The organism is Falsigemmobacter faecalis (genome assembly GCF_003863335.1).
Taxonomy (GTDB): domain Bacteria; phylum Pseudomonadota; class Alphaproteobacteria; order Rhodobacterales; family Rhodobacteraceae; genus Wagnerdoeblera; species Wagnerdoeblera faecalis.
The window spans coordinates 91729-116908 of record NZ_RRAZ01000002.1; the positions used below are offsets into that span (position 1 = coordinate 91729).

The window sequence follows — 25180 nt, forward strand, 5'->3', positions numbered from 1 at the left end:
CGTTGCGGTTGCCCCGATGCTCCGGATCCACTCACACCAGCCACTCCATCCCCAATGGGCGGCCCGCGACCCGAAGTTCTCGCTCCGGACCGGTTCAGAGTTACGGTTAATCTGGGCGAAATCTTGACCGAATAACGCGACTCCCGGCCCCTGAGCCAGAATCAGTCGCGTTTCGGGCGGAATGCGAAAGTTATTTAAGCTTAAAATTCAACTGAAGAGGGAATCGGTCAGATCCCCTCTTCCTTAGCGCTTGAAAGCCGGATCAGAGGGACGAATCGCCGCCGAAGATGCGACCCTTGATCTGATCGCGACCGGCGCCTTTTGCCAGGTAAAGCTGCTCATCTGCGGTGCGGATCCACATCTCGGGCTGCATATCGGCCTCCACCACGGCCGAGGCCACGCCCATGCTGATCGTCACATAGGGCTGCACCTGCGAGCCGACATGCGGGATGCCAAGCTGGTGGACGTGACGGCGGATATCCGCGGCCACCTCCATGGCGCGGTCCAGATCGGTCCCGGGCAGGACACAGGCGAACTCCTCGCCGCCGTAGCGCGCGGTATAGCCCGAGGCCTGCCGCACAGCGCGGCTCAGCGCTGAGGCCACCATATGCAGGCAGCGGTCTCCGGTCTCATGGCCATAGGCGTCATTGAACTGCTTGAAGAAGTCGACATCGATCATAATGATCGACAGCCAGGTGCCATCCGAGGCCGGCGCCCTGACGGCATTGGTCAGCAGACCGTCCAGCTTGCGGCGGTTGTGAAGCCCGGTCAGCGCATCGGTCACCGCCAGCACGGCCAGGTGGTCGCGCAGCTGCTTCAGCTCAACATGATTGCGCACGCGGTTGCGCAGAATCATCGGCTGGATCGGCTTGGTGACGTAATCGATCGCGCCCAGCGACAGGCCGCGGATCTCATCCTCCGTGTCGCCAAGACCCGTGGTGAAGATAACCGGAATATCCGACAGCAGCGGATCTTCCTTCAGCTTCTGGCAGACCTCAAAGCCCTGCATCCCGGGCATCACCACATCGAGAAGCACCAGATCCGGCTGCGTCAGCCGCGCCACCTCCAGAGCCTCTTCGCCCGAGGTGGCGAAAGAGATCTCGTAATCGTCTCCGAGCGCCGAATAGATGATTTCAACATTCGAAAGCTCGTCATCGACGATCAGAATAACGGCCCGGTTTGCCGAGGGCTGGCTGAGATCATTCACGCGGATTTACTCCTGGTACACTAAGACCGTCGAGGTCCATGGCGTTGAATGCCGCCATCGCCGCTTCATAGTCCAGCCGGTCGAGCGCCTTTTTCACCGGGTGCTGCTCTGTTGCCGCAGGGCTGAGGCCCAGGGCGGCGGCAAAGCCGGCAAAGTTCATCCGCGCGCCAAGGCTGCGGCGCTGGATCTGTTCGCGCATCTGCGCGATTTTCGTCTCCAGCACATCGGGTGCGACGGTGGGCACCAGCCGCTCCGGGGGGGCTGCGGGATCGGAGGGCGGGGTGGAGCCAGGCACCGGATCCGCCGGCTTCAACCGGGCCGCCGCTGCAATCGCCGGGGCGAGATGCTCTTCCATTGTCATGATCAGCGCGTGCAGCTGCGCCGGTTCACCCTCCAGCAGCGCACGTTCCAGCTTTGCCGCAGCCTCCTGCAGATCCGGCAGTTCCAGCGAGCCTGCCAGACCCTTCAGGGTGTGACTGACCCGGCGGGCATCGGCCATTGCGCCTTCCGCGATCAGGCTGCGGATTTCATCACCAGCGCGGCTTTGCGTCTCGCCGAAGTTCAGGATCAGACGGCGCAGAAGCGGGCGCTTGCCGTTCACACGCTCCAGCGCGCGGGCGATGTTGAAGGGCGGCAGACGGTCGGGCAGTTCATCCGCCGGGGTTGCCGCATCGCGGTTCTGCACCAGCGGCGCGATCCCGCCCGAGCGGCGCGGGCGCAGATGCTCAGAGAGCGTGCGCACGAGGACTTTGGGATCAACGGGCTTTGCGATGTGATCGTTCATGCCCGCATCCAGACAGCGCTGCCGCTCTTCGGCATAGGTATGGGCGGTCATGGCGATGATCGGCAGCTTGTCGGCCGTCCAGGTCTCACGGATGCGGCGGGTGGCATCCATGCCGTCCATCACCGGCATCTGAATATCCATCAGAACCGCAGAATAGCTGTCCCCCTCGCGCTCAATCTGTTTGCAGGCCAGAAGCCCGTTCTCGGCGACATCAACCAGCAGGCCCGCATCGGTCAAAAGCTCAGTCGCGATTTCGCGGTTGATCTCATTGTCCTCCACCAGCAGCACCCGCAGGCCCTGAACGGCGGGGGGCACCTGGGTCACCGGATCAGCCTGACGCGGCGCAGCCGGGGCGGCGGTCCTGGCCAGATCCGTCGGGGTCAGGAACAGATCTTCCAGCGTTTCCAGAAGGGCCCGCGTCTCCAGAGGTTTGGTCAGATAAGCCGCGATGCCGCTCAGGCCGACCTCAGCGGTAAATTCATCGCTGCCATAGGCGGTCAGAACCACCATCTTCGGCTTTTTCAGGATGGCTTTATTCTCGGTGATCATCCGCGCGGCGGTCAGACCATCGATCCCCGGCATTTTCCAGTCGAGCAGCAGCAGATCATAATCACGCCCCACTTCGCTGGCCGCTTCAAGGCTCTCGATCGCCTCGCTGGCGGAAGACGAGGTATCAACCTGCACCGACCAGTCGGCAAAGGTTTCGCGGATGATCTGGCGCGACGCGGGATTGTCGTCCACCGCCAGCACGCGCAGGCGACGCAGCGCCGGATGCAGGCTGGTCAGTTCGACAAGCTCTCCGGTGTGTTGCGCGAAATCGGCCTGCAGCGAGAAGGTGGTGCCCGACCATTGCACCGAGCGCACGCTGATATCGCCGCCCATCGTCTGAACAATCTGGCGCGCAATCGCCAGCCCCAGACCCGTGCCGCCAAAGCGGCGGGTCATGGTATTATCGGCCTGAGTGAAGGAGTTAAACAGCCGCTCCTGCTGCTCCGGCGTCATGCCGATGCCGGTGTCGATGACATCAAGGCCGACGCGCACCTGCGTGTCGCTCTCTGAAATCAGCCGGGTGCGCACGGTCACGCTGCCCGATTCGGTGAATTTCACCGCATTGCTGACCAGGTTCAGAACCACCTGGCCAAAGCGCAGCTCATCCCCCGACAGAAGCGCCGGAAGGCTGGTGTCATGCTCAAGATGCAGGTTCACGCCCTTCATCTTTGCATCGCCGATCACCATCTGCAGCTGCTGCTCAATGGCGGACTGCATCGAGAAGGGGCGGTGTTCCAGCTCCAGCTTGCCGGCTTCATTCTTGGAATAATCCAGAATGTCATTGATCAGCCGCAAAAGCGCTGTGCCCGAGCCGCTGATTTTATTGACGTAATCTTCCTGCTTGCTGTTCAGCTGGGTGCGCTGCAGCAGATGGCAAAAGCCTAAAACCGCGTTCAGTGGCGTGCGGATCTCATGGCTCATATTGGCGAGGAACATGGATTTCGTCGCACTTGCCTGCTCGGCTTCGCGGCTGCGCTCTTCAAGAGCCGAATTGCTGGCGCGCAGCTCCTGGCCGATCACCTCAACGGCGGCGAATTTCTCAACCACGGTCTCCGAGACAAGCACCAGAACCGCCGACTGGAAGGCCACGATCGCGCCATGCAGCAGCACCCGCGCCAGTGAGGCGGCTTCGGGGAAAACCGCAAAGGGCAGCAGATACAGCAGCAAAAGGTGGTGCACCACGATCACCGAGGCCGCGAAAAGGATCGCGCGGCGGTCAAACCAGCCGATGGTCAGCGCCAGCATCGCGAAGAAATACATATGCATGTCCATCTGCCAGGGCAGCCCCCGCAGAAGGAACACCATCAGCGCCGGCACAGCCACCATGCAGACCGCGGACATATAGCGCGTGGTTGGCCCGGTTCCCGCCCGCAGCCAGGTCACGTGATAAAGCAGCGCAACAGCCGCCGTGGCCAAAACGGCAGCCAGAGTGCTGCGCTCTGCCATCCAGGCGATCAGTCCCACCACCGGAACATGCGCCCAAAGCAGCCAGACCAGCAGCGCCCCAAAGCGGCGGCGCAGAGAAATAAGTTCCGTCGTCATGCAGCGTCCCTTCGGATCACATCGGCACCGCAGCCAAAGACCCGCGGCACCGGCAGCACCATAAGCGCTCCGGCCGCACGCAGGCGGGCAGCAAAATCAGGCTGGTCCGAGACCGCCACCATCATATTGTCGAACCCCCCGGTCGCCGCGATCGCGCCATCCGCCGCTGCAATCGTCAGCAACAGCGCGCGCGGCGTCTCAAAAGGACTGCCGATCACCAGATATTCGCCTTCGGCCCGGTCAAGGAGCAGCGAAGCGGATGTCAGCGCGAAAAGACCAAAAAGCGCTGCCGTCAGCGCAGGCCAGAGCGCCCCGCGTTCTTCCTTCACAGGACCGGTGGAGCGGGCGTACCAGGCAGCGGGGCCGGTCTCTCCGGGCAGGGCAGTTTTTTCGGTCACTTTCGGGCAATGCTCTGAATGGCGGCTGAACCGGTGATAACACTCATACCAACCAAAGTGCCCGAGCCTGGCCCGGTTATAACAAATTTGATAGACATTCGACGCCTTGGAAACAGAAATATGATCAGGACGCGCATAGCAGTAACCATAAGTTGTTTTTATGCACCGCTCCGGGAGAGCGGTGTTTTCAACAGGGCTCCTGCCGCTACCGAGATATTAATGAAAAATATATATTGGTTCAAATGCTTAAAAAGTTGCATTTTTAATGCATCTTTAATATATTTTTATATTGGCGAGGCGCGCGATTGAGCGACAGAGCGCAATCACCTTCTCCGTTTATCGCAGTCTTTTCCGGAAGCCGCGGAATTGAGCGGCTTTTTTGGCTCCCGGGGCTTTAACCTTTGCCCCCGCGCGCGTAAGGCAGGGCCGAAAGACGCAGCCCTGCTGCCTGTAGCCTTTTTGGTTGAAAGTGACTGCCATGTCGACGAAAGCCCCGCTCAAATCCCTGCTTCTGACCGCCGCCTTCTGCCTTGCTGCGGCCCCCGCCGCGCTGGCAGAGACGATCAAAATCGGCGTGCAACCCTGGCTTGGCTATGGCCCGCTCTGGGTCGCGGCAGAGAAAGGCTTTTTCAAAGACGCAGGCGTCGATGTTGAGCTGGTCAACTTCAACTGGGACCAGGATCTGACCGCGGGTCTCGCCTCGGGCAATCTGCATCTGGTGGCGGCTGCGACCAATACCACTCTCGTGAACATCAACCAGAACATCCCCGTTGTCGGCGTTCTGGTCATGGATGAGGCCTCGACCGCTGATGCCGTCATCGCGGGCGCAGATGTGAAAAGCATTACCGATCTCAAAGGCAAATCCGTCGCTTATGAGCGCGGGGCCACCTCGGATCTGCTGCTGAACTATGCGCTGAAGGCCAATGGAATGTCGCTGGCCGATGTGACCCCGGTGCCGATGGGCGCCTCGGAAGCGGGTCTGGCGCTGATCGCGGGCCGCGTCGATGCTGCCGTGACCTATGAGCCCTATATCTCCACCGCGCTGCGCCAGGACGATAAGACCTCCGTCATCTATACCGCTGCGGAAAAGCCCGGGCTGATCTCGGACCTGCTGGTCGGCAACCCGGACTGGGTGAAAGCCAATCAAAAAGACCTCGAAGCCGTCATCCGTGGCTGGGATCTGGCCGTGCAATTCGTGCGCGACAACCCGGCCGAGGGTGGCAAGCTGATCGCGGATGCCGTGGGCGCGCCGATGGAAGAGTTTGAGCCGGCCTTCAAAGGCGTGCATCTCTTCTCGTCGAAAGACAACGCTGAGATCCTGAAGGGTCAATACCCCGAGAGCGTCCAGGCGATTGGCGAGATCATGATCGAGACCAACCCCGAGGACATCACCCGCATCGTGCCGGTGACGGAACTGCTGAACACTGACGCCGTTCTGGCCGTCGCCGCTCAGTAAGACCAGCTCATGCCGGGACACCCCTTCCGTCTGCGCGAGCTGTTCCGGCTGCGCAAAGAGATCCCGAAGCCGCTTTATACGGCTTCGGGTTTCGTGCTGCCTGCGGTGCTGATCCTGCTGTGGTGGGCCGTGGTGCAGGCGGGTCTGATCCGCCCGCTCTTTCTGCCCGGCCCGGGTGCCGTGCTGGCTGAAGGCTGGCGGCAGCTGGAAAAGGGCATTCTGCTCTCGGACGCGGCTGTTTCCATCTACCGCATCGTTGCGGGCTGGCTGACGGCCACGGTCATCGCGGTACCGGTCGGCATTCTGATGGGGAATTTCCGGATTTTTGAGGGGCTTTTGTCGCCCCTCGTCTCCACCCTGCGCTATGTGCCGGTGGTGGCGCTGATCCCGCTGACCATCCTCTGGGCCGGGATCGGCGACGGACAGAAAATCCTCATTCTCTTTATCGGCACCTTCTTCAGCCAGGTGCTGATGATCATGGACAATGTCAAAAACATTGACGTCAGCCTGATCCGCGCGGGGCAGACCCTGGGCTTTTCCAATGCCGAGATCCTGCGCCGCATCATTCTGCCCGCCGCCGCCCCGGCGATCTGGGACACCTTCCGCATCACCATCGGCTGGACCTGGACCTATCTGGTGGTGGCCGAGCTCGTGGCCGCCAGCGATGGCCTTGGCCGCCGTATCATGGATGCGCAGCGCTATATGGCCACCCAGACGATCCTGTTTGGCACGCTGTTCATCGGTCTGCTGGGTCTGATCACCGACTGGCTCTTCAAGAAAATCGGCCAGCGGCTCTTTCGCTGGAATGAGGGGCGGCGCTGATGGCTGAAAAGATCCGCATTGAGCGCGTGGGCAAAGACTTTGACGTCGATGGCCGCGCCATGGTGGCGATCTCTGAGATTGATCTGAGCATCGCGGAAAATCAGTTCGTCTCGATCGTCGGCACCTCGGGCTGCGGGAAATCCACGCTGCTCAATATGATCGGCGGTCTGGATGAGCCGACGCGGGGCCGCATCCTGATCGACGGCCAGGAGGTGCGCGGCCCGGGGCGTGACCGCGGCTTTGTCTTTCAGTCCTATACGCTTTTTGAGTGGATGACGGTTGAGGAAAACATCCGCTTCGCGCTGGAGAAATCCGCGCTCTCAAAAGCGGAAAAGTCAGAGATGGTCGCGCATTTCATCGAGGCCGTGGGCCTGTCGGGCTTTGAAAAAGCCTGGCCGAAACAGCTCTCAGGCGGGATGAAGCAGCGCGTGGCGATTGCGCGGGCGCTGGTCTATAAACCCTCGATCCTCCTGATGGATGAGCCCTTTGGCGCGCTTGACGCCCAGACCCGCGGCATGATGCAGGAGCTGCTGTTGCAGATCTGGACCGATCACCGCGTCACCTGCCTCTTTGTCACCCATGACGTCGATGAGGCGATCTTTCTTGCTGACCGTGTGGTGGTGCTTGGCTCACGTCCGGGGCGGGTGAAGCGCGATCTGATGGTCGATCTGCCGCGCCCGCGCGCCTTTGATCTGGTCACCGCGCCCGAGTTCATGGAGACCAAGCGGCTGATCCTGCAGGACATCCGCGAAGAAACCCTGAAGCTGATGGCCGCAGGCGCACATTGACAGCGCGCCTCTCCCCCCGCAGTCTCGCGCAAAAGCGAGGGCGGGGGGAAAATGGCACTGCATCCTTATTTTCAAAACCTTGTTGAGCAGATGAAGGGGCAGCCGCCCCGCTCTGCCGGCACCCCTGAGACGGCGCGGGCGATGACCGCTGCGGGCTGTCAGCGCCTCGGCCCCGGCCCGGAGATGGCGTCACAGCGCGATCTGACCCTGCCGGGGCGCAGCGGCGCCATTCCTGCGCGGCTCTTTACCCCCTTTGAGGCAGAGGAAGCGCTGATCGTCTTTTACCACGGCGGCGGCTGGGTCCTTGGCACCGCTGCGGATTACGACGCCCAGGTCTCGGCCCTGGCCGAGGCCACGCGGATCCCGGTGCTCTTTGTGGAGTATCGCCTGGCCCCCGAGCATCCTTTTCCCGCCGCCGCCGAAGATGCGCTCGATGCCATGGCGGCGGTGCTGGCTCAGGCGGTTCCCGGCCTGCCGGGCGGTCCGGTCATCGTCATGGGCGACAGCGCGGGTGGCAATCTGACCGCCGTGGTCTGCAATGCGTTACCCGAGCGGGGCCGCGTGGCGCTGCAGGTTCTCTACTATCCGGTCACCGACAGCGATTTCACCCGCGCCTCCTACCGCGCCTATGGCACCGATCATCCGCTGACCGAGGCCGATATGCGCTGGTTCTTTGACCAATATACCCCCAACCCCGCCGATCGCAGCGATCCGCAGGTCGCGCCAATCCGCCATCCGCGCCCGGGCGGGCCGGGGGTGCCCGCGCTGATCGTCACCGCCGAATGCGACGTGCTGCGCGATGAGGGGCTGGCTTATGCCGAAGCGCTGCGCGCCGCCGGATGCCCGGTCACCTGGCGCGATGCACCCGGCATGGCGCATGTTTTCCTGCGCCACTCTGCCCAGGTGCCGGAAGCGGCGGCAGATCTGGCAAAGACCGCGTCTCAAATCCGCGCGGCCGCCGGCCTCCCAAAGGTCAAAGCGCCCCCTGCCAGGCCTTGATGGCCTCCATCGGCCAGACCAGCATCAGCACATTGAGCGTGAGGTTGTCGCGGATCACCAGCGCCACCCCCACCTCAAAGATCACCGCGATCGCCACCGCCAGCCGGACCGGAGCCCGCGCCGCAAAGCCAAAGCCAAGCGCCATAAAGACGCTGTCCATGACCGAGTTCAGGATGCTGTCTCCGGTATAGCCCACCGCCATGGTCGCCGTGCGGTAATGCTCAATGACCATGGGGGTGTTTTCCAACAACTCCCAGGCCACTTCGACCAGCATCGCCAGCGCAAAGCGAAAGGCGATGCTGCGGTGCCGGAAGGCCAGATGCGCCAGCCAGTAGAACAAAAAACCGTGCAGAATATGGCTCGGCGTATACCAATCCGCCAGATGCTGCGAATTTCCGGCCGTATTCACCCCCGGCTCAAAGAAGCGGATATAGCCGCAGTCACAGATCCAGAGCCGCCCCATGGCCCAGAGAACAAGGATCTGAAGGACCACGAGGGCCGCCGCCACGCCATACCAGAAGCGGGGATCAGGGGTCCGGTGATCGGGGCGGGCAGGGAACATAATGGTCTCTCGGGCTGTGGGATCGGGCGGATGCTTCCCGAAAGCCCGAGGCTTTGCAAGTGGGATGCCCGGTCCCCGGTAGTCGCAGGTTTTGGGACACATATGTCTCATTATTAGCGAAATGCGTCTTGAAACTGCGGCCCGACCCGCCCTATGCCTTTTTGCAAAGCACAGACCCTCAGGACAGCCCCATGCCAGCCTCTCAGATGAGCCTTTTGCTCTTTCTCTCGCCCGTGGGCTATCAGACCTCGGCCTGGCGTCACCCGCAAAGCCGCTCGCAGGATCTTTACGGCCTCGATCTGCCCGCAGATATCGCGCGCCGGGCCGAAGCCGCCAAGCTGCATGCGCTGTTTCTGGCCGATTGGCTGTCCTTTGAAGAGACCGGGCGCAATCCCGATCTGAACGGCTATGAGCCTTTGACCACCATCGCCGCCCTTTCGGCGGTCACGACACAGATCGGGCTGATCGGCACCGCTGCGACCTCTTTCTGGCCGCCCTATCTGCTGGCCCGGCAGCTGGCGCAGATCGACTGGCTGTCGAAGGGGCGGGCGGGCTGGAATATCGTCACCGCCACCACGGGTCAGGAGAATTTCAACTGCGAACTTCCCCCCCGCAATGAGCGTTATGCCCGCGCTTGGGAGTATATGGAGGCGATGACCGGGCTTTGGGACGGCTGGCAGGATGATGCGGTTCTGAATGACCGCGCTGGCGGCGTCTGGGCCGATAACGCCCGCATCCGCGCCACGAACCACCAAAGCGCGCATCTGAAGGTCGAGGGCCCCTTGATGCTGCCGCGCTCGCCCCAGGGCTGGCCGGTGCTGGCCCAGGCCGGCGCCTCAGAGGCCGGGCGTGACTTCGCGGCGCGGTATGCCGAGCTGGTCTTCACCGTCACCCCGCGCCTCGACATCGCGCAGGAGTTTTACGGCGATCTGAAAGCGCGGGTCGAAAAGGCGGGCCGTCCGCGTAGCGCTGTGCGCATCCATCCCGGCCTCATGCCGATCGTCGGCGATGATGCCCGGGATGCCGCCCGCATTCAGAATGAGCTGCTCGATTACACCGATGAGCAGACGGGCCTTGCGCGTCTGCGCCACGGGCTGGAGGGGGCGGATCTTTCGGGGCTGGGTTGGAATGACGTCATCCCGCCCGAGCGGCTGAAAGACCCCGCGCTGGCGGTCAGCACCCAGGAGGCGACGACGCGCTATCCGTACTATTATCACCTCGCGGTCGATCAGAAATACACCCTGCGCCAGATGATGCGCGAAGTGATGCGCGCTGCGGGCCATTCGGTGATCGCAGGCTCGGCCGAAGAGATCGCCGATCACATGCAGCGCTGGTTTGAAAGTGGTGCTGCCGATGGCTTTGCCCTGCTGCCCCCCACCTGCGGTGCGGCGCTCGACCGTATTCTGACCGGGGTGGTGCCGATCCTGCAGGAGCGCGGCCTCTTTCGCCGCGACTATGCGGAGGGGACTTTGCGCGACAATCTGGGCCTTGCCCGGCCCCCTGCCCGTTAAACCCGAACGGGGGCGCAGCGTCTTGACGTGCCGCGCAGCCCCTGTTCTGCACAGCCGCAGCGAAGCTCAGACCATCAGACCCGCTGCGCAGAGGAAGAGATCCCCCGCATTGCCCCCGACAGGTATGAGGGGGCGGGTTACGCCGCGCCCTCCGGCGGATCAGCGGCAAAAATCCCGGCCGTCAGGGTCCCCATCATGGCATCCAGCGCCTGGTGGCGCGGTGTACCCTCTGCGACGAGTTCCGCGGCCAGCCGCAACAGCGTCCGGTAACTGCGCAGTCCCCAGTCCGGCGGCGCCCTGCGGTCCGGGCGCAGAGCGCGTTCCACGGTGGCGCGGACGATTTCATCGGCATCGGTCAGGCCCGCAAAAATTTCTGGCTGCAGCAGACAGAGCTTTTCGTGACAGATAAAATCCAGCGCCAGGCCCAGATCAAGCTGCTCCTCAGCAAGCCGCCTCAGCGCCTGAAGGGGCGGGCCGCTGTCGGGGACCGCCCGCACAATGGCGTCGTTGCTTAACTCATAAACATGACGCGCCAAGGCCTGGATAAGAGCGCTGCGCTCGTCGAAATAGCGGTGAACCGTGCTGCGCCCGACCCCGGCTTCATCGGCGATATCATGGATCGAAGCCGAGGGCGTTTTCGGCAGCACCCGCATCGCAGCCTCCAGAATGGCGAAACGCGTGCGCGCGCGCACCCCGCTCAGCGGCGCTTCTGCCTCTGATGTCACCCGCAGTCCCCCTCAGTTCCGGCAATCCCCAGGGCCTGAGAGTGCCAGCCCTTACTTCAGGTTGCCACTCAAAAACGCCTGCAGGCGCGGGGTTTGCGGAGAAATGAGGATCTCCGAAGGAGGACCCTCTTCTTCAATGCGGCCCTGGTGCAGAAACTGCACATGGCTGGAGACATTGCGCGCAAAGCCCATCTCATGGGTCACCACGACCATGGTGCGCCCCTCTTCTGCAAGGCTCTGCATGACTTTCAGAACCTCGCCCACCAGCTCCGGATCCAGCGCCGATGTCGGCTCGTCAAAGAGCAGGATCTCCGGCTCCATGGCGAGTGCGCGGGCAATGGCCACGCGCTGCTGCTGGCCGCCCGACATATGGCCGGGATAGCTTTGCGCGAGGGTCGGGTTCAGACCCACCCGGTCGAGATAGTGATCCGCCCGCTCCTGCGCCTCAGCCCGCGACAGGCCCAGCACATTCAGCGGCGCAAAGGTCACATTCTGACGCGCGGTCATATGCGACCAAAGGTTAAAGTGCTGAAACACCATGGCGAGGCGCACCCGCAAAGCCCGCAGCCCTGCCTCATCCGCCACCACCAGACGGCCATCGGCGCCTTTGCGGGTCGCCACCTCCCGGCCATCAAGCACCAGCCGCCCGCTGTCGGGGTTTTCGAGGAAATTGATGCAGCGCAGAAAGGTGCTTTTGCCCGAGCCGCTGGAGCCGATGAGGCTGACCACATCGCCGCGCTTTGCCCGCAGCGAGACGCCCTTCAGCACCTGGGTGCTGCCGTAGCTTTTGGTAAAATCGAGGGCTTCGAGTTTCATCGGCTCAGACATGGATCATGCCTTTCTCGGGCTGGCATAGGCAAGGAAGCGGCGCTCGATCAGGCGGAAGATGCCCAGAAGAAGCATGGCGGTGCCCAGATAAATCATCGCCGCGATCCCGTATGCCTCAAAGGGCATATAGGTTTCGGCATTCACATCGCCCGCAACCTTCATCAGGTCCGGCACGGTGGCGGTAAAGGCAATGGCGGTGGCATGCAGCATGAAGATCACCTCATTGCTGTAAGACGGCAGCGCCCGGCGCAGCGCCGAAGGGATCAGAAGCTTCGTCCAGATCGCCACGCGCCCAAGGCCATAAGCCCGGGCCGCCTCTACCTCTCCGGGCGGAATGGCGCGCAGGGCCCCGGCCAGAAACTCGGTCGTATAGGCCGAGGTGTTGAGAACCAGCGCCAGCACCACACAATTGAAGCCCGAGCGGAAGAAGCCCGCAACAAAGGGCGTCTCACGAATGATCTCCAGCTGATACATGCCGGTGTAGATAATCAGCAGCTGCACATAAAGCGGCGTGCCGCGAAAGACGAAGGTAAAGACCTGCACCGGCCAGGACAGCGCCCGGTTGGAACTGACCCGCGCCACCGCCAGCGGCAGCGAGAGGCAAAGCCCCAGCACCAGCGAGATCGCCAGCAGCGTCAGCGTGACGACCAGCCCCGAAAGCTGAATACCGTCATGCCAGAGATAGGCCTGGCCATAGGTGAGAAGCGTCTCAATCACAGCGCCACCTCGCGCACACCAGCGGAATAGCGCCGGTTCAGCCAGCCGATCAGCAGCGTCGAAAGCGCCGTGACGATCAGATAAAAGCCCGCGCAGATCAGCAGATAGAACATCACCTGCCCCGAGCCCTTCCCCGCATTGATCGCCGCCCGCGTGATATCCGGCAGCCCCACCAGCGAGACCACCGCCGTGGCTTTCACCATGACCAGCCAGTTGTTCGCCATCCCCGGCAGCGCAAAGCGCATCATCTGCGGAAAGAGGATATGCCGGAAACAGGCCGCACGCGTCAGGCCATAAGCCAGCCCCGCCTCAATCTGACCCTTTGGGACAGCCATGAAAGCGCCGCGAAAGGTCTCGCTGAAGTAAGCGCCGTAGATCACGCCCAGAACGATGGCTCCGGCGCCAAAGGGGCTGATCTCAATCTGACCGATCCCAAGCGCATCCGTCGCCATATTCAGCCAGATCTGCAGGCTGAAATAGAGAAGCAGCATCATGGCGATATCGGGCGTGCCCCGCATCACCGTGGCATAGGTCCCCGCCAGCCCCCGCGCGATGCGCCCGCCGGACTGCCGGGCAAGCGCCACCAGCAGCCCCAGACACAGCGCCAGCGCCAGAGCGCTGATCGCGAGCGTAAAGGTGGTGAACATGCCGCTCAGCAGCATGTCCCGGTAGCCGGCAGGGATACCCATCCGCAGCCTGCCTTATTTCGCGTTCAGATCGACGCTCGGCGGGAAATATTTCGCCGCCAGCTGATCGAAGGTGCCATTGGCTTTGATGGCCGCCAGACCCCGGTTCAGCTCTTCGGTCAGGGCGGTGTTGCCCCTGGTGACCGCAATCGCCGCGCCTTCGGTCTCAGCCCCCTCAAGCGGGCCGCCGATGAAGTCAAAATCCTGGCCGCGCTCTTCGGCAAGAAAGCCCACCGCGACCTGCAGACCGGTGGCCGAGAAGCCATCGATGCGGCCCGTGATCAGATCGGCAATCGCCAGATCCTGATCGGCATAGGTCACGATCTCAATCCCTTGCGGCGCCCAGAATTTCTTCGCGTGGCGATCATTGGTCGAGCCCTGCTCAACGCCGATCCGCTTCGTCTTCAGCACCTCGATATCGAGGGTCATGCCGCTGTCTTTGCGCGCGATCAGGCGGCTGTCGCTGCCATAGACCACATCGGTGAAATCAACCTGTTTGCGGCGCTCATCGGTGATCGCGATCGAGGCATGCACGGCATCAAACTTCCGCGCCTTCAGCGCCGGGATGATCGCTGCGAAGTCGATGTTTTCCCAGGTGCAGGTCTTGTTGAGATAGGCACAGATCGCATTGCCGACGTCGATATCAAACCCTGCGATCGCGCCCTTGTCGTCGATATATTCAAAGGGCGGATAGCCGACCGAGGTGCCCAGTCGCAGCGTTTCCTGAGCCATCAGCGCGGGGGCCGCGCTCAGAACTCCGGCGCTGAGGGCGCAGGCTGCAAGGAAGGTTTTGGCCAGGGTCTTCATCTTCTTCTCCCGATCGGCAGGCCCCGCAGGGCGGTTTGGGACATATGTGCAGTATATCCGGACACCAATGTCCCATTTCAGGCGGACATAGCCTAAGCGCTGCGGGGATTGTCAATGCGCAATCTCTTCCCCGACCGCGCCGCGCCCAAAGGCTGCTGATAGCGGCGCAGACCCTGGCTGTTCAAGCAGAAGCGCCACAAATTCAGGCGAAGTGCAGGAGGGACTATGGGGAAATCAGGAAAAATTCTGACGGGATCATTTCTGTAAGCCAATGAAATTATGTTGAATTTTTACATATCTCCTGCCGGGTGGCGGCAGGATCCCATCGGCGGGACAGATCGTCGCGGCCCCGGCTGCCGCGACCCGAGACAGCCAGGAAAGCGGCCCGATGCCCCGCGCCTTCCCGGCCCGCTCAGCATGTTGGTACCGTCGCGGGCGAAGCTGCGCGCGCTGCGCAGGGCGAAGAAAGCCGCTGTCCCGCGATGGCTCAGGGTGCGGTGGTATGGAAGAAAGCCCCCCAGGTGGCGCAGCTTCAGCGCGGTTGAGCGGGCGACAGGTCAGGCTTGAAGTCCAGTCACGGCCTTGGCGGACTAACATTCCGGCGCGAAGCGGTCCGGGATGCAGCAGCCCCCGCGCGCGGAGCGGCGGATCCGGCCTGCCGCGCAGCTCCCGGGCGAGCGGAGGGGGCCTGCCTCGCTGCCCCGCCCGGAGGCGAAATGATCCGGCGAAACGCTCAGGGCCTGCGCGGCCACCAGTCGTCCATGAAGGCCATGTCCCGGACGCCGCCGGTGAACTGCGGGTCCCGGCGCTCTTTGAAACTCGCGACACCCTCTGCCGCGTCGGGGCCGGACATGCAGGCAATCAGACCACGGCTCTCAAAGCGGTGCGCCTCGGCGGGGTGGGCGGCGCCCGCCATCTGCCACAAAAGCCTGCGGTTCAGCGCGACCGAAACCGGGGCCGTCTGGCCCGCGATCTCTCCGGCCCAGATCAGTGCGCGCTCAAGAACGCGATCGGGCGGCGTAATGTCGTAAATCAAACCACGGGCGAGGGCCTCTCCGGCCAGAAACGTCCGCCCGCTCAGCATCCAGTCCTGCGCGGTCTGCAGCCCGACGAGACGCGGCAGGAACCAGCTGCAACAGGATTCCGCACAGATCCCCCGGCGCACAAAGGGCAGCGCAAATTTTGCGGTCTCTGCGGCAAAGCGAATGTCCATCGCCAGCGTGAACGTCAGACCAAAGCCCACAGCGGCCCCGTTGATCGCCGCCGCCACGGGCTTGCGCATGTCAAAAAGCCGCAGCACCGTCGTGCCGCCAATATCCGGCGGGACCCCTTCGCCGCTGGCCGGATTGCCCCCCTCAGGCAGGTTGAAGCCCTGCGTGAGATCGGTTCCGGCGCAAAAGGCGCGCCCCTGCCCGCTGACCACCACGGCGCGCACGCCGTCATCGCGGTCCGCCATGTCAAGCGCGGCCTGCAGCTCTTCATGCGTCCGGATGCGGGCGGCGTTCAACACCTCGGGTCGGTTGAACATGACCAGCGCAATGCGGTCCTGCACATCATAGGAAATATCTTCAAACATTCTGCCGTGTCCTGTCTGAGCAATCTGGGATTTGTCGGACAACCGGATCGCCCGATCAGAAGGTTCCTCCGGGAGGGCCGTTATGCCCCTCCCGGCGCAGAAGCCCGCAGGTTCGGCCTGCGACGGCACCTGCGGGGCCGCGTTCAGCCCATCCTGGTCTTTGCCTTTGCCAGTTCGGCCCGTGCAATTCCTCGCAGGTGAACCTCATCCGGGCCGTCGATAAAGCGCAGCGCACGCCCCCAGGTCCAGAGATATGACAGGGGAGTATCCGGCGTAATGCCCTTTGCCCCAAAGACCTGCATCGCGCGGTCCAGCACCTCGGTCTGCAGCCGCGCGGCGGCGACCTTGATCTCCGAGACCAGAACCTGCGCGGCCTTATTGCCCTGCTGGTCCATCAGCCAGCTTGCATAGAGGTTCAGCAGCCGCGCCTGATCAATGCCGATGCGGCTTTCGGCAATCCAGTCCTGAATATTCGCGTTCTCAGACAGCAGCTTACCAAAGGTTTTGCGCGACAGCGCCCGCTCACACATCAACTCCAGCGCAGTTTCGCATTGCCCGATGGTGCGCATGCAGTGATGAATGCGCCCCGGCCCAAGCCGCGCCTGGGCGATGGCAAATCCCGCCCCCTCCTGGCCCAGAAGGTTGCTAACCGGCACCCGGACATCGGTAAACTCTACCTCGCAATGCCCCTCGGGCGAGTGGTGATGCATGATCGCTACATCGCGCACCACACGAAATCCGGGCGTGCCCACCGGCACGATGACAAAGCTGTGGCGCGCATGGCGGGGCGCATCGGGCGACGGATCCGAGATGCCCATCACCAGGGTAAAGGCAAATTTCGGATGCAAAGCCCCTGAGGTGAACCATTTGCGCCCGTTGATCACATAGTCATCGCCTTCGCGCCGGACAGAGGTCTGCAGATTTGTCGGATCAGATGAGGCCTGATCCGGCTCAGTGATCGAGACGGCCGAGCGGATGGTGCCGTCAAGCAGCGGGTTCAGCCAGCGCACGCGCTGTTCGGGCGTGGCGAAAAGGTGAAGGATCTCCATATTTCCGGTATCGGGGGGGCTGCAGTTGAAGACCTCTGAGGCCCAGGGCAGCCGCCCCATAATCTCGGCAAGCGGCGCATATTCGGTATTGCTGAGCCGCGTCCCCGGCTCATCCGCGCGCAGCGCCGGAAGAAAGAGGTTCCAAAGCCCCGCGGCCTTCGCCTTCGCCTTCAGCCCGTCCAGCAGGGCTTCGGGGAAGACCCCCTCCCCGACCAGCCTTTCGTATTCCGCATTGGCGGGCTGAATATGCTCCGCCATAAAGGCCTTTAGCCGCGCCTCAAGGTCCCGGACTTTCGGGCTGTAAGCGAAATCCATTCGATCCTCCTTCAGAATGATTGCACTGTCAGCGCCGCCCCCAGCCGGGCGAGGACCGGGGCAAGCCGCCCCACCTCGGCCGCATTGGCGGCTGAGGCATTGCCCTGCCGGGCGCGCGCTGCAATGCCTTCAAAAATCACCGCATTCCGGAATAATGCGAGCGCGAGCCAGAAGGTGCTTAACGCACCGACGCCGCCTGCGGAGGCGAAATAGGTCGCGGTAAAATCCTCCATCCGCGGCAGATCCAGCGCGGCAGGATCCAGCCCGCGCAAGCCCCGGCCATAATCATCGGGGCTCATAAACCAGGTGTAAACACAACTGTGCGCCAGATCCGCGAGGGGATGACCAAGCGTCGACAGCTCCCAGTCGAGCACTGCGACAATGCGCGGCTCAACCGGGTGCAGCATGACATTTCCAAGGCGAAAATCGCCATGGACCAGCGTGGTCTGATCTTCGGTCGGCAGATGGGCAGTCAGCCAGGCCTTCAGCCGGTCGATATCGGCATTGGGGCGGGGGGTCGCCAGATCCCACTGCCGGCTCCAGCGCTCAATCTGGCGGCGCGCAAAGCCGCCGGGGCGGCCGTAATCCTGCAGACCCGCCGCCTGAATATCGACCCGGTGAATGGCCGCCAGTATGCGCGCCAGATCGTCAAAGACCATCCGACGCTCAGGGGCGGGCAGCTCCGTCAGGCGGTTGTCATGCAGCACGCGCCCCTCGACCCGCTCCATGACATAAAATTCGGTGCCCGTGAGGCTGCGATCCTCGCAGTAAAGCAGCACCTTCGGGACCGGAACATCACTCCCGGCAAGGGCTTTTTGCACGCGAAATTCCCGGTCCACCGCATGGGCAGAGGGCAAAAGCACCCCCGACGGCCGCCCGCGCAACACCAGGCGGCGCGCGCCGCTGTCCAGAAAGGCCGTGGGATTGGACTGGCCGCCGCTGATCGGGCGCAGCGTCAGATCCGGCCCCATGCCTTCCAGCCGCGCGCGCAGCCAGTCCCCCAGTTTCGCAGAACCGCACAGCGCCGTCACAGCGCCACCTGCCGTTTAAAATCAGGCTTTCGACGCTGAAGAAAGGCCGTCACTCCTTCGGAAAAATCCTCATGACCGGCAAGCGCGACAAAGGCCGCACGCTCGGCGGCGAGGGCCGCCTGCAGATCGCTCTCCATCGCCTGGCGCAGCAGCCGTTTCGCAGAGCCCTGTGCCGCGCGAGGCCCCTCGGCCAGGGTCTTAGCCAGCGCGAGGCTGACCGCAGACAGGTCCTCGGCGGGCACAATGCGGTTGATCAGCCCGACCTGCAGCGCCTCTTCGGCTGGCATGGGCGCGTTCAGAAGCACCATCGCGGTCGCCCGTTTCAACCCCACGGCCCGGGGCAGCGCCCAGGTGGCGCCGCAGTCAGGGCCACCCGCAATACGGGTGTAAGCCATTGTAAAAATGGCCCCTTCAGCCGCGATGACCAGATCCGACATCGCAACCAGTGAGACCCCGGCCCCCGCCGTCGGCCCGTGAACGGCGGCAATGACGATCAGATCAGAAGCGCCCAGCCGCTGCAGAGCGTCGTGCATCAGATCAATGGTCTGCGCGATGAAGGCAGGCTTATCCTCCGCGCCCGCGAAGCCGTTCAGATCGCCTCCCGCCATGAAATTGCGACCCGCGCCCGACAGCAGCAGCACCCCCAGATCGGCGCGCGCAAGCACGGTTGTGACCGCAGTGTTAAAGGCCTCGGCCATAGCCGGCGACAGGACATTCATACGCTCGGGGCAGTTGAACCTGAGATGGGCAAAACCCGCGCCATAACTGAGATCGATCAGGCTGGTCATCGCGGCTCTCCCCTGCACGCTGCCTCCCGCTCTCACGCCACTGGCATGGAGCCTTCCATGAAACTATGCAGGAGTGGTTTTGCAAGTCAATCGGACTGTCGGACAAACAATGATCTTCAGACGGGCAATCTCCCGCGATCTCTTCCGTCAGGGCGTGACTTTTGCCCGAAATCCCCTGAGATTGCGGCTGGAAGCGCTTTAATCTTTGCTGCATAGTCCGACAAACCGGCTGATGGTGAAGAACCTATGATCGAGATCAACAAAGTAAACGTCATTCCCGCCTATCAGATGGTCTCGATGGAGCTTCAGCGTCTGATCGTTGAAGGCACCATCAAACCCGGTGAGGCGCTGCCCGGTGAGACCGATCTGGCCGCGCGGTTCGGCGTGAACCGCTCGACCGTGCGCGAAGGCATCCGGCAGCTGGAAAGTGAGGGGCTGGTGCGCCGCGCGGGCCGCAAGAAACTGCTGATTTCCATTCCGGGCCAGGCGGATATCAGCCCCAGGGTAGAGCGCGCGCTCCTGCTGCAGGATGTGACCTTCGGCGAGCTGTGGGAGATGGCAATCGTGCTGGAGCCGCTGACCGCTGCGCGCGCGGCTGAGCGCGCAACCTCTGAGCAAATTCAGGAGCTTGAGGACAATATGGTCCTGCTGGAAGCCGCGGTTGCCAATGGCACGCGGTCGGAAGACATCGACACCCGGTTCCATACCCTGCTTGCGCAATGCACCGGCAACCGGGCACTTCTGCTGTCCCGGGAGCCGATCGGCCAGCTGTTGTTCCGGCCCTATGTTGAACTCTCGCCCCATGTCCCGCAGGCCCCTGCGCGCAATCTGCGCGCTCATAAAGAAATTCTGGCAGCGATCATCGCCCGCGACAGCGATCAGGCAAAGCACTGGATGGAGCGCCATATCCGCGATCTGCGCACCGGCTGGGAAATGGCCGGACGCAGGATGGCCGACCGCATTTCTCCGACCTGACGCCGCCTCAGGGAAGCGGGCAATACCGTCCTATTGTCCGACAAACAGATTGACAGCCAGGCTGCGCCACGCTTCACTGATCCCACGCGGCAGGAGACTGCGGATCAGGCGGGCGGGGAAGAGGAGCCCCTCCCACCGACAGGGAGGACTCTATGAAACGTCACTTCTATGTACTGGCGGCATCCGCCGCGCTGACCGGGCTGACGGCACTGCCGTCCATGGCGCAGAACTTCATCATCTCATCTTCGCTGCCCCAGGCCCATCTCTGGACCGGCGGTCACATGGAGGATTTTATGAAAATCCTCGGTGACAGCTCCAAAGGCGCGATCACCTTCACCCCCTTTGTCGCGGGCGAACTGACCGGCGTGGGGCGTGAGCTGGACGCGCTGCAGGGCGGCTCGGTGCAGATCGCGGCCCCGCTGCTGGCCCCCTATCATGAGGGGGCTTTCCCGCTTTCGGATGTTACGCAGCTGCCGACCTATGGCACCGACAGCCCGATGGTCACCCGCGCTTTCCAGCAGCTGCTCGATTCCGATGAGGCGCTGAAAGACGGCAAGAGCTTCTATCAATATGAAATTGAGCCCAAAGGCATCCGCACCTGGGCCATTGGCGCCACTTCGGCCTATTCGCTTTCAACCGCCGGAAAGCCGCTGCGGGAGCCTGCGGATTTCCAGGGCATGCCGCTGCGCGCAGGCTCGGCCATCCATACGCTTTTTCTGAATGAGACGAAATCGACCCCGGTCACCATGCCCGCCTCGAACGTCTATGAGGCGCTGTCGCGGGGCACGGTGAATGGCCTCGTGCTGGCGGTCTCGGACTGGCCCGCCTATTCGCTGGAGCCGCTGATCAAAGACACCATCACCGATGTCGCCATCGGTCACTGGCAGAGCTATCTGGCGATCAGCAATGACGCCTGGGCCCAGCTGGATGAAGCGGGCCAAAAGGCCTTTGACGCGGCGGCGCGTGAAGCGGCGGCCAATAACGCCAAAGTCTGGGATGGCCGTCTGGACAGCGTGCAGAAGGAATCGACCGAGAAACACGGCGCGAAATTCACCCCGGTGGGTGAGCTGAGCGCTGATATGCAGAGCTTCATCGCGCAGTCAGGTGCCAATACCTGGAAGGTCTGGGTGGAAAAGCTGGAAGGTCAGGGCCATCCGGCCAAAGCCACCGCCACGCTTTACGCGAAAATCATCCGCGAAGAGGGTGGCCGGCTGCCCGAAGGCGTCGCCGAATACCTCGGGCTCTGAGCCTCTTATGATACCCGCCGGGCCTTGCGCAAAGGCCCGGCAGTCCTGAGGTTTCAGCCGGGGTCACCTGATGGATCACAGTCTGATTTTCACCTTCGTGATCTTATGGGTTACGATTTTTCTGCTGCTGGGTCAGGCGGTGGCCACGGTCATGCTGGGCGCAGGCTTTGTGGGGCTTGCGCTCTGGATGGGGCCGAATGCGCTGATGGGGATCATCGGCCAGGACGTCTATTTCTCGGTCTCAAATTATCCCCTGTCGATCATCCCGCTTTATCTGCTGATGGCGCAGATGCTGGTGCGCGGGCAGATCGTCGGCGATCTTTTCCGCGTCGGGCACCGGCTTGCGGGCTATCGCCGCTTTCCGCTGGGGGTGGCGACGATCCTGACGGGCGGGATGCTGGGGGCGGTCTCCGGCTCCGGCTCGGCCTCGGCGGCGGCCCTTGCGCGCCTTGCGGGGCCGGAGCTGGAACGTGTGGGTTATACCCGCAACTTCTCGGCCGGGCTTGCGGCGATTTCCGGCTCGCTCTCGGCGATCATCCCGCCGAGCATCCTTTTGATGATCTATGGCTCAATCACCCTGGTGCCGATCGGGCATCTGTTCATCGGTTCGATCGGTCCGGCGGTCCTGTGCATCCTCGTCTATATCGTCTGCCTGCGCTTCATGGGCGAAACAATCCCAGGTGTCCCCGACCGCGTCGCCCCCCTGGAGGAGGAGGACCCGGACGCGCTGCGGCGGTCCTATATCGCCATCGCTTTCATCTGCGTGCTGATGGGGGTGGTCTTCGGCGGCATCTACGGCGGAATTTTCACCGTAGGTGAGGCCGGTGGCCTTGGTGCCTTTACGGCGCTGACCGGTGTGGTGCTGATGCGGCGGGTGAGTTTCAAAGACGTCGCCCATGGTCTGATGGATGCAGCGAAAATCTCGGCGATGCTTTTGATGATCATCATGGCCGCGCAGGTTTTTGGCCGTTTCATGTCGATCAGCCGGGTGCCGCGTCTGCTGGTGGAATTCACCGAGCCTTTGCAGGCCTATCCGGTGCTCCTTTTGATCGTGCTGATGGTGGTTCTGTTCCTCGCCGGTATGGCCCTGGAGGAGGTGACCTGCATCATCCTGATCATCCCGCTGATTGAGCCGATGCTGAAAGCCGCCGGGATTGACATGATCTGGTTCGGCGTGATGGCCTGTTTTGTGATCTCGCTGGGGCTTTTGACGCCGCCTGTGGGGCTTGTGGCCTTTTCCGCCGCGGTGGCCGCCAATGTGACGCCCGGCGCGGTCTTCCGTCCGGCGCTGAAATTCGCCTCCGTGGCGGCGCTCATTGTGGTGCTGGCGATGATCTTCATCCCCGGTATCGTCACCTGGCTGCCGGCGCAGCTGAATTAAGGAGCCGGGCATGAGCAAATCCACACCTGCTTTCTGGCGCGTGATCTGGGGCGCGGAATATGGCCTTGTGGCGGTCGGCTCGGGGCTGTCGCTGCTGGCGATCATGCTGGTCACGGTGCTGAGCGTGGCGGGGCGCTATCTCTTTCACACCGATCTGATCCCCGGCGCCTATAACCTGATTGAGCGGGTGCTCTTTCCGCTCATGGTGTTCTGGGCGCTGCCGGTGGCGCATCGCGACGGGATGTTCCCGAAGCTTGAGCTGGTCATGGGCGCGCATCTGCGCCCGCGCAGCCGCGCGATGATCGCCGTCTTTGTCGGTCTGGTGGAGCTGATGGTTTACGGGGTGCTGATGTATTTCATCTGGATCTTCGTTGAGCGGGCGATCCTGTCGAACCGCACGCTGATGATCGGGGTGGAGACATGGCTGATGTGGCCGGTGGCGATCATGATGCCAATCGCTTTCGGGCTGATGATGCTTGAAATGTTCCGCCTGATCTGGCGCGATGTGCAGACCATCCGCACCGGGCGGGTCGCGAAAGACGACACCGATTTCGGCCCGCCTGCCGAAACTCTGTAATCCCCTGCGAAGGACTGACCATGAGTGATCAAACCTCCCCCGAGCCTGCCGTGCTCACGCGCCGCGAAGGCGCGGTCTGCATCCTGACGCTGAACCGCCCCACGCAGCGCAACAGCGTCAACCTTGATCTGACCCGCGATCTGCGCGCCGCCGTCAAAGCCTTTGAGGCCGACGACAGCCTGCAGGTGGCGGTGCTTCAGGGCGCAGGCAAGGTCTTCTGCGCCGGCATGGATCTGAAATTCATCGGGGATCCCGCCTCGAAAGAGGTGATCTCCGGGGAGGGCCGCTTTGCCGGTTTCGTCGATCTGCCCCGCCGCAAGCCGGTGATTGCAGCCGTGCATGGGGCCGCGCTCGCGGGTGGACTTGAGATCATGCTGGCCTGCGACATGGCCGTGGCCGAGCGCAGCGCCCGCTTTGGCCTGCCGGAACCCAAAGTGGGCCTGGTGGCTGCGGCGGGCGGCATCATGCGGCTGGCCGCGCGCCTTCCCGCTGCGAAAGCGCGCGAACTGGTGCTGACCGGGCGCAGTTTTGATGCCGAAGAGGCCGAGCGTCTTGGCCTGCTGACCCGGGTGACGGAAGACGGCGGCGCTCTGGCGGAAGCCATGCGGCTGGCAGAGGAGATCGCCGCCAATGCGCCGTTGTCGATCCGCGCCGCCATGGAGATCCTGCGCGCCGCCGAGCGCGCCTCTGAGGCGGACCGCTGGGCCGACAGTGAGCGCGTTCTGCCACAGCTGCTCACCTCGGACGATGCCCGTGAAGGCCCGCTCGCCTTTGTCGAAAAACGCGCGCCCCGCTGGAGCGGGCGGTGATCCCGGACCGGAAGGAAGCAACCATGAAAATCCTGCTCAGCCAGACCCCCGGCGGCCCGGACAGTCTGACCCTTGTCGAGGCGCAAAAGCCCGAGCCCGGCCCCGGAGAGGTCCGCATCCGCGTGCGGATGGTCGGGATCAATTATCCCGACACCCTGGTCATTGAGGACCGTTATCAGATCCGCCCGCCGCGCCCCTTCGCGCCGGGCGGGGAGTTTGTCGGCGAAATCGACGCCCTTGGCCCCGATGTTCAGGGGATGACCCCTGGCACGCGGGTCATGGCGCTGCCGCTTTGGGGGGCGATGGCGGAATGGGTCTGCGTGGCCGCCGACAAATGCCACGCCGTGCCTGCAGGCGTCAGCGATGAGGCCGCGGCCGCGCTGCAGATGACTTATGGCACCTCGCTTTATGCGCTTGAAGAGCGCGGCGGGATCAAAGCCGGAGAGACGGTGGTGGTTCTGGGCGCGGCGGGCGGCATCGGCCTTGCCAGTGTGGAGCTGGCTAAGCACCTCGGCGCCAGGGTCATCGCCTGCGTCAGCAGCGAAGAGAAGGCCGCCACCGCCCGCGAGCATGGCGCGGATGAGGTGCTGATCTATCCCGCAGGCCCGCTCGACCGCGAGGCTGCCAAAGCCTTCAGCACCGGGCTGAAAGCCCTGACGGGGGCGCAGGGCGCGGATATCGTGGTGGATGCCGTGGGCGGCAGCTATTCCGAACCCGCGCTGCGCTGCATGGCCTGGGGCGGCCGTTTTCTGATCGTGGGCTTTCCCGCGGGCATCGCGCAGATCCCGGCGAACCTGCCGCTGCTGAAATCCTGCGACATCCGCGGCATCTTCTGGGGCGCCGCCGTAGAGCGTGATCCGGCCGCCAACCGCACCGCGATGCAGCGCCTGCTGCAGCTTTGCCAGGCGGGGCACATCCGCCCGCGCATCGACCGGGTTTACCCCCTCGACGAGGGCGGCGCGGCCATTGCCTCGCTGTCGGCGCGCGGTGTTCGGGGGAAAGTCCTTGTCGCGCTCTGACATCTCCCCTGTCTGTCCGCCGAAAGGCCGCC

Annotated in this window: 24 protein-coding genes; 11 read left to right on the forward strand and 13 right to left on the reverse strand. The window is 63.3% G+C overall.

Annotated features, from left to right (window positions below; all coding sequences use genetic code 11):
• Positions 1-262 precede the first annotated feature (262 nt).
• The 3 genes from EG244_RS01615 to EG244_RS01625 are packed head-to-tail and all read right to left on the reverse strand — an operon-like array spanning position 263 to position 4480.
• The gene (locus tag EG244_RS01615; protein WP_124963262.1) at positions 263-1207 is read right to left on the reverse strand and encodes a diguanylate cyclase; all 945 of its coding nucleotides are present in this window, start codon (positions 1205-1207) and stop codon (positions 263-265) included.
• Positions 1200-4082 carry a response regulator gene (locus tag EG244_RS01620; protein ID WP_124963263.1) on the reverse strand — a complete coding sequence of 961 codons (2883 nt, stop codon included), beginning with the start codon at positions 4080-4082 and terminating at the stop codon, positions 1200-1202. Before EG244_RS01620 ends, EG244_RS01615 begins: the two co-directional genes overlap by 8 nt.
• On the reverse strand, positions 4079-4480 hold the full coding sequence (locus tag EG244_RS01625; RefSeq protein ID WP_124963264.1) for a hypothetical protein: 402 nt from the start codon (positions 4478-4480) through the stop codon (positions 4079-4081). The genes EG244_RS01620 and EG244_RS01625 overlap by 4 nt, the downstream gene beginning before the upstream one ends.
• A 478-nt stretch (positions 4481-4958) precedes the next feature.
• Here EG244_RS01625 and EG244_RS01630 point away from each other — a divergent pair, with 478 nt between their 5' ends.
• From EG244_RS01630 to EG244_RS01645, 4 genes are read left to right on the forward strand one after another with little or no spacing between them, the layout of a single operon-like run.
• Positions 4959-5936 (forward strand): ABC transporter substrate-binding protein, encoded by a 978-nt coding sequence (locus tag EG244_RS01630; RefSeq protein ID WP_124963265.1) that lies wholly within the window; start codon positions 4959-4961, stop codon positions 5934-5936.
• 9 nt (positions 5937-5945) lie between these two features.
• A complete protein-coding gene (locus EG244_RS01635) occupies positions 5946-6758 on the forward strand; it encodes an ABC transporter permease (protein ID WP_124963266.1) in 813 nt (270 codons plus the stop codon).
• A complete protein-coding gene (locus tag EG244_RS01640; protein WP_124963267.1) occupies positions 6758-7546 on the forward strand; it encodes an ABC transporter ATP-binding protein in 789 nt (262 codons plus the stop codon). The genes EG244_RS01635 and EG244_RS01640 overlap by 1 nt, the downstream gene beginning before the upstream one ends.
• A 51-nt stretch (positions 7547-7597) precedes the next feature.
• A complete protein-coding gene (locus EG244_RS01645) occupies positions 7598-8545 on the forward strand; it encodes an alpha/beta hydrolase (RefSeq protein WP_124963268.1) in 948 nt (315 codons plus the stop codon).
• Here EG244_RS01645 and EG244_RS01650 read toward each other — a convergent pair.
• Complete coding sequence (locus tag EG244_RS01650; RefSeq protein WP_124963269.1) at positions 8520-9107, reverse strand: DUF2585 domain-containing protein; 588 nt, start codon at positions 9105-9107, stop codon at positions 8520-8522. The two genes, EG244_RS01645 and EG244_RS01650, sit on opposite strands and share 26 nt — an antisense overlap.
• A 191-nt stretch (positions 9108-9298) precedes the next feature.
• On the opposite strand from EG244_RS01650, the gene EG244_RS01655 reads away from it, so the two are divergent.
• Entirely contained in the window at positions 9299-10618 is a 1320-nt protein-coding gene (locus tag EG244_RS01655) for an NtaA/DmoA family FMN-dependent monooxygenase (RefSeq protein ID WP_124963270.1), read from the forward strand.
• Positions 10619-10755: 137 nt separating this feature from the next.
• Here EG244_RS01655 and EG244_RS01660 read toward each other — a convergent pair whose 3' ends face one another.
• The 9 genes from EG244_RS01660 to EG244_RS01700 form a co-directional block, all read right to left on the reverse strand.
• Positions 10756-11343 carry a TetR/AcrR family transcriptional regulator gene (locus EG244_RS01660; protein WP_199737714.1) on the reverse strand — a complete coding sequence of 196 codons (588 nt, stop codon included), beginning with the start codon at positions 11341-11343 and terminating at the stop codon, positions 10756-10758.
• A gap of 51 nt (positions 11344-11394) precedes the next feature.
• Positions 11395-12171: an ABC transporter ATP-binding protein gene (locus EG244_RS01665; protein WP_124963271.1), complete on the reverse strand. Its 777-nt coding sequence runs from the start codon at positions 12169-12171 to the stop codon at positions 11395-11397.
• A 3-nt stretch (positions 12172-12174) separates the two neighbouring features.
• Positions 12175-12888 carry a histidine ABC transporter permease HisM gene (gene hisM, locus EG244_RS01670; RefSeq protein WP_124963272.1) on the reverse strand — a complete coding sequence of 238 codons (714 nt, stop codon included), beginning with the start codon at positions 12886-12888 and terminating at the stop codon, positions 12175-12177.
• Positions 12885-13577 (reverse strand): ABC transporter permease, encoded by a 693-nt coding sequence (locus EG244_RS01675; protein WP_124963273.1) that lies wholly within the window; start codon positions 13575-13577, stop codon positions 12885-12887. Before EG244_RS01675 ends, hisM begins: the two co-directional genes overlap by 4 nt.
• Before the next feature lie 12 nt (positions 13578-13589).
• Positions 13590-14381 carry a transporter substrate-binding domain-containing protein gene (locus tag EG244_RS01680; protein ID WP_124963274.1) on the reverse strand — a complete coding sequence of 264 codons (792 nt, stop codon included), beginning with the start codon at positions 14379-14381 and terminating at the stop codon, positions 13590-13592.
• A 733-nt stretch (positions 14382-15114) separates the two neighbouring features.
• Positions 15115-15957, reverse strand: a complete 843-nt coding sequence (locus EG244_RS01685; protein WP_124963275.1) for an enoyl-CoA hydratase-related protein — start codon at positions 15955-15957, stop codon at positions 15115-15117.
• A gap of 143 nt (positions 15958-16100) precedes the next feature.
• Complete coding sequence (locus EG244_RS01690) at positions 16101-17321, reverse strand: acyl-CoA dehydrogenase family protein (protein ID WP_124963276.1); 1221 nt, start codon at positions 17319-17321, stop codon at positions 16101-16103.
• A gap of 11 nt (positions 17322-17332) precedes the next feature.
• Positions 17333-18352 carry a phosphotransferase family protein gene (locus EG244_RS01695; RefSeq protein ID WP_199737716.1) on the reverse strand — a complete coding sequence of 340 codons (1020 nt, stop codon included), beginning with the start codon at positions 18350-18352 and terminating at the stop codon, positions 17333-17335.
• Positions 18349-19140: an enoyl-CoA hydratase/isomerase family protein gene (locus EG244_RS01700; RefSeq protein WP_124963277.1), complete on the reverse strand. Its 792-nt coding sequence runs from the start codon at positions 19138-19140 to the stop codon at positions 18349-18351. The genes EG244_RS01695 and EG244_RS01700 overlap by 4 nt, the downstream gene beginning before the upstream one ends.
• Positions 19141-19386: 246 nt before the next feature.
• On the opposite strand from EG244_RS01700, the gene EG244_RS01705 reads away from it, so the two are divergent.
• The 6 genes from EG244_RS01705 to EG244_RS01730 all read left to right on the forward strand — a co-directional run bounded on the left by EG244_RS01705 (position 19387) and on the right by EG244_RS01730 (position 25148).
• Positions 19387-20115, forward strand: a complete 729-nt coding sequence (locus EG244_RS01705; RefSeq protein WP_124963278.1) for a FadR/GntR family transcriptional regulator — start codon at positions 19387-19389, stop codon at positions 20113-20115.
• A gap of 152 nt (positions 20116-20267) precedes the next feature.
• A complete protein-coding gene (dctP, locus tag EG244_RS01710; protein WP_124963279.1) occupies positions 20268-21362 on the forward strand; it encodes a TRAP transporter substrate-binding protein DctP in 1095 nt (364 codons plus the stop codon).
• A gap of 70 nt (positions 21363-21432) precedes the next feature.
• On the forward strand, positions 21433-22743 hold the full coding sequence (locus tag EG244_RS01715) for a TRAP transporter large permease (protein ID WP_124963280.1): 1311 nt from the start codon (positions 21433-21435) through the stop codon (positions 22741-22743).
• 10 nt (positions 22744-22753) lie between these two features.
• The gene (locus tag EG244_RS01720; RefSeq protein WP_124963281.1) at positions 22754-23320 is read left to right on the forward strand and encodes a TRAP transporter small permease; all 567 of its coding nucleotides are present in this window, start codon (positions 22754-22756) and stop codon (positions 23318-23320) included.
• A 20-nt stretch (positions 23321-23340) separates the two neighbouring features.
• A complete protein-coding gene (locus EG244_RS01725; protein ID WP_124963282.1) occupies positions 23341-24129 on the forward strand; it encodes a crotonase/enoyl-CoA hydratase family protein in 789 nt (262 codons plus the stop codon).
• Positions 24130-24152: 23 nt separating this feature from the next.
• Entirely contained in the window at positions 24153-25148 is a 996-nt protein-coding gene (locus EG244_RS01730) for an NADPH:quinone oxidoreductase family protein (protein WP_124963283.1), read from the forward strand.
• The last annotated feature ends 32 nt before the right edge of the window (positions 25149-25180 follow it).

Excerpts from the sequence above, each read along its gene's own strand:
- EG244_RS01620 (WP_124963263.1), bottom strand. The coding sequence starts at position 4,082 with ATGACGACGGAACTTATTTCTCTGCGCCGCCGCTTTGGGGCGCTGCTG.
- EG244_RS01630 (WP_124963265.1), top strand. The coding sequence starts at position 4,959 with ATGTCGACGAAAGCCCCGCTCAAATCCCTGCTTCTGACCGCCGCCTTC.
- EG244_RS01635 (WP_124963266.1), top strand. The coding sequence starts at position 5,946 with ATGCCGGGACACCCCTTCCGTCTGCGCGAGCTGTTCCGGCTGCGCAAA.
- EG244_RS01640 (WP_124963267.1), top strand. The coding sequence starts at position 6,758 with ATGGCTGAAAAGATCCGCATTGAGCGCGTGGGCAAAGACTTTGACGTC.
- EG244_RS01645 (WP_124963268.1), top strand. The coding sequence starts at position 7,598 with ATGGCACTGCATCCTTATTTTCAAAACCTTGTTGAGCAGATGAAGGGG.
- EG244_RS01650 (WP_124963269.1), bottom strand. The coding sequence starts at position 9,107 with ATGTTCCCTGCCCGCCCCGATCACCGGACCCCTGATCCCCGCTTCTGG.
- EG244_RS01655 (WP_124963270.1), top strand. The coding sequence starts at position 9,299 with ATGCCAGCCTCTCAGATGAGCCTTTTGCTCTTTCTCTCGCCCGTGGGC.
- EG244_RS01665 (WP_124963271.1), bottom strand. The coding sequence starts at position 12,171 with ATGTCTGAGCCGATGAAACTCGAAGCCCTCGATTTTACCAAAAGCTAC.
- EG244_RS01675 (WP_124963273.1), bottom strand. The coding sequence starts at position 13,577 with ATGGGTATCCCTGCCGGCTACCGGGACATGCTGCTGAGCGGCATGTTC.
- EG244_RS01680 (WP_124963274.1), bottom strand. The coding sequence starts at position 14,381 with ATGAAGACCCTGGCCAAAACCTTCCTTGCAGCCTGCGCCCTCAGCGCC.
- EG244_RS01685 (WP_124963275.1), bottom strand. The coding sequence starts at position 15,957 with ATGTTTGAAGATATTTCCTATGATGTGCAGGACCGCATTGCGCTGGTC.
- EG244_RS01690 (WP_124963276.1), bottom strand. The coding sequence starts at position 17,321 with ATGGATTTCGCTTACAGCCCGAAAGTCCGGGACCTTGAGGCGCGGCTA.
- EG244_RS01700 (WP_124963277.1), bottom strand. The coding sequence starts at position 19,140 with ATGACCAGCCTGATCGATCTCAGTTATGGCGCGGGTTTTGCCCATCTC.
- EG244_RS01705 (WP_124963278.1), top strand. The coding sequence starts at position 19,387 with ATGATCGAGATCAACAAAGTAAACGTCATTCCCGCCTATCAGATGGTC.
- dctP (WP_124963279.1), top strand. The coding sequence starts at position 20,268 with ATGAAACGTCACTTCTATGTACTGGCGGCATCCGCCGCGCTGACCGGG.
- EG244_RS01715 (WP_124963280.1), top strand. The coding sequence starts at position 21,433 with ATGGATCACAGTCTGATTTTCACCTTCGTGATCTTATGGGTTACGATT.
- EG244_RS01720 (WP_124963281.1), top strand. The coding sequence starts at position 22,754 with ATGAGCAAATCCACACCTGCTTTCTGGCGCGTGATCTGGGGCGCGGAA.
- EG244_RS01725 (WP_124963282.1), top strand. The coding sequence starts at position 23,341 with ATGAGTGATCAAACCTCCCCCGAGCCTGCCGTGCTCACGCGCCGCGAA.
- EG244_RS01730 (WP_124963283.1), top strand. The coding sequence starts at position 24,153 with ATGAAAATCCTGCTCAGCCAGACCCCCGGCGGCCCGGACAGTCTGACC.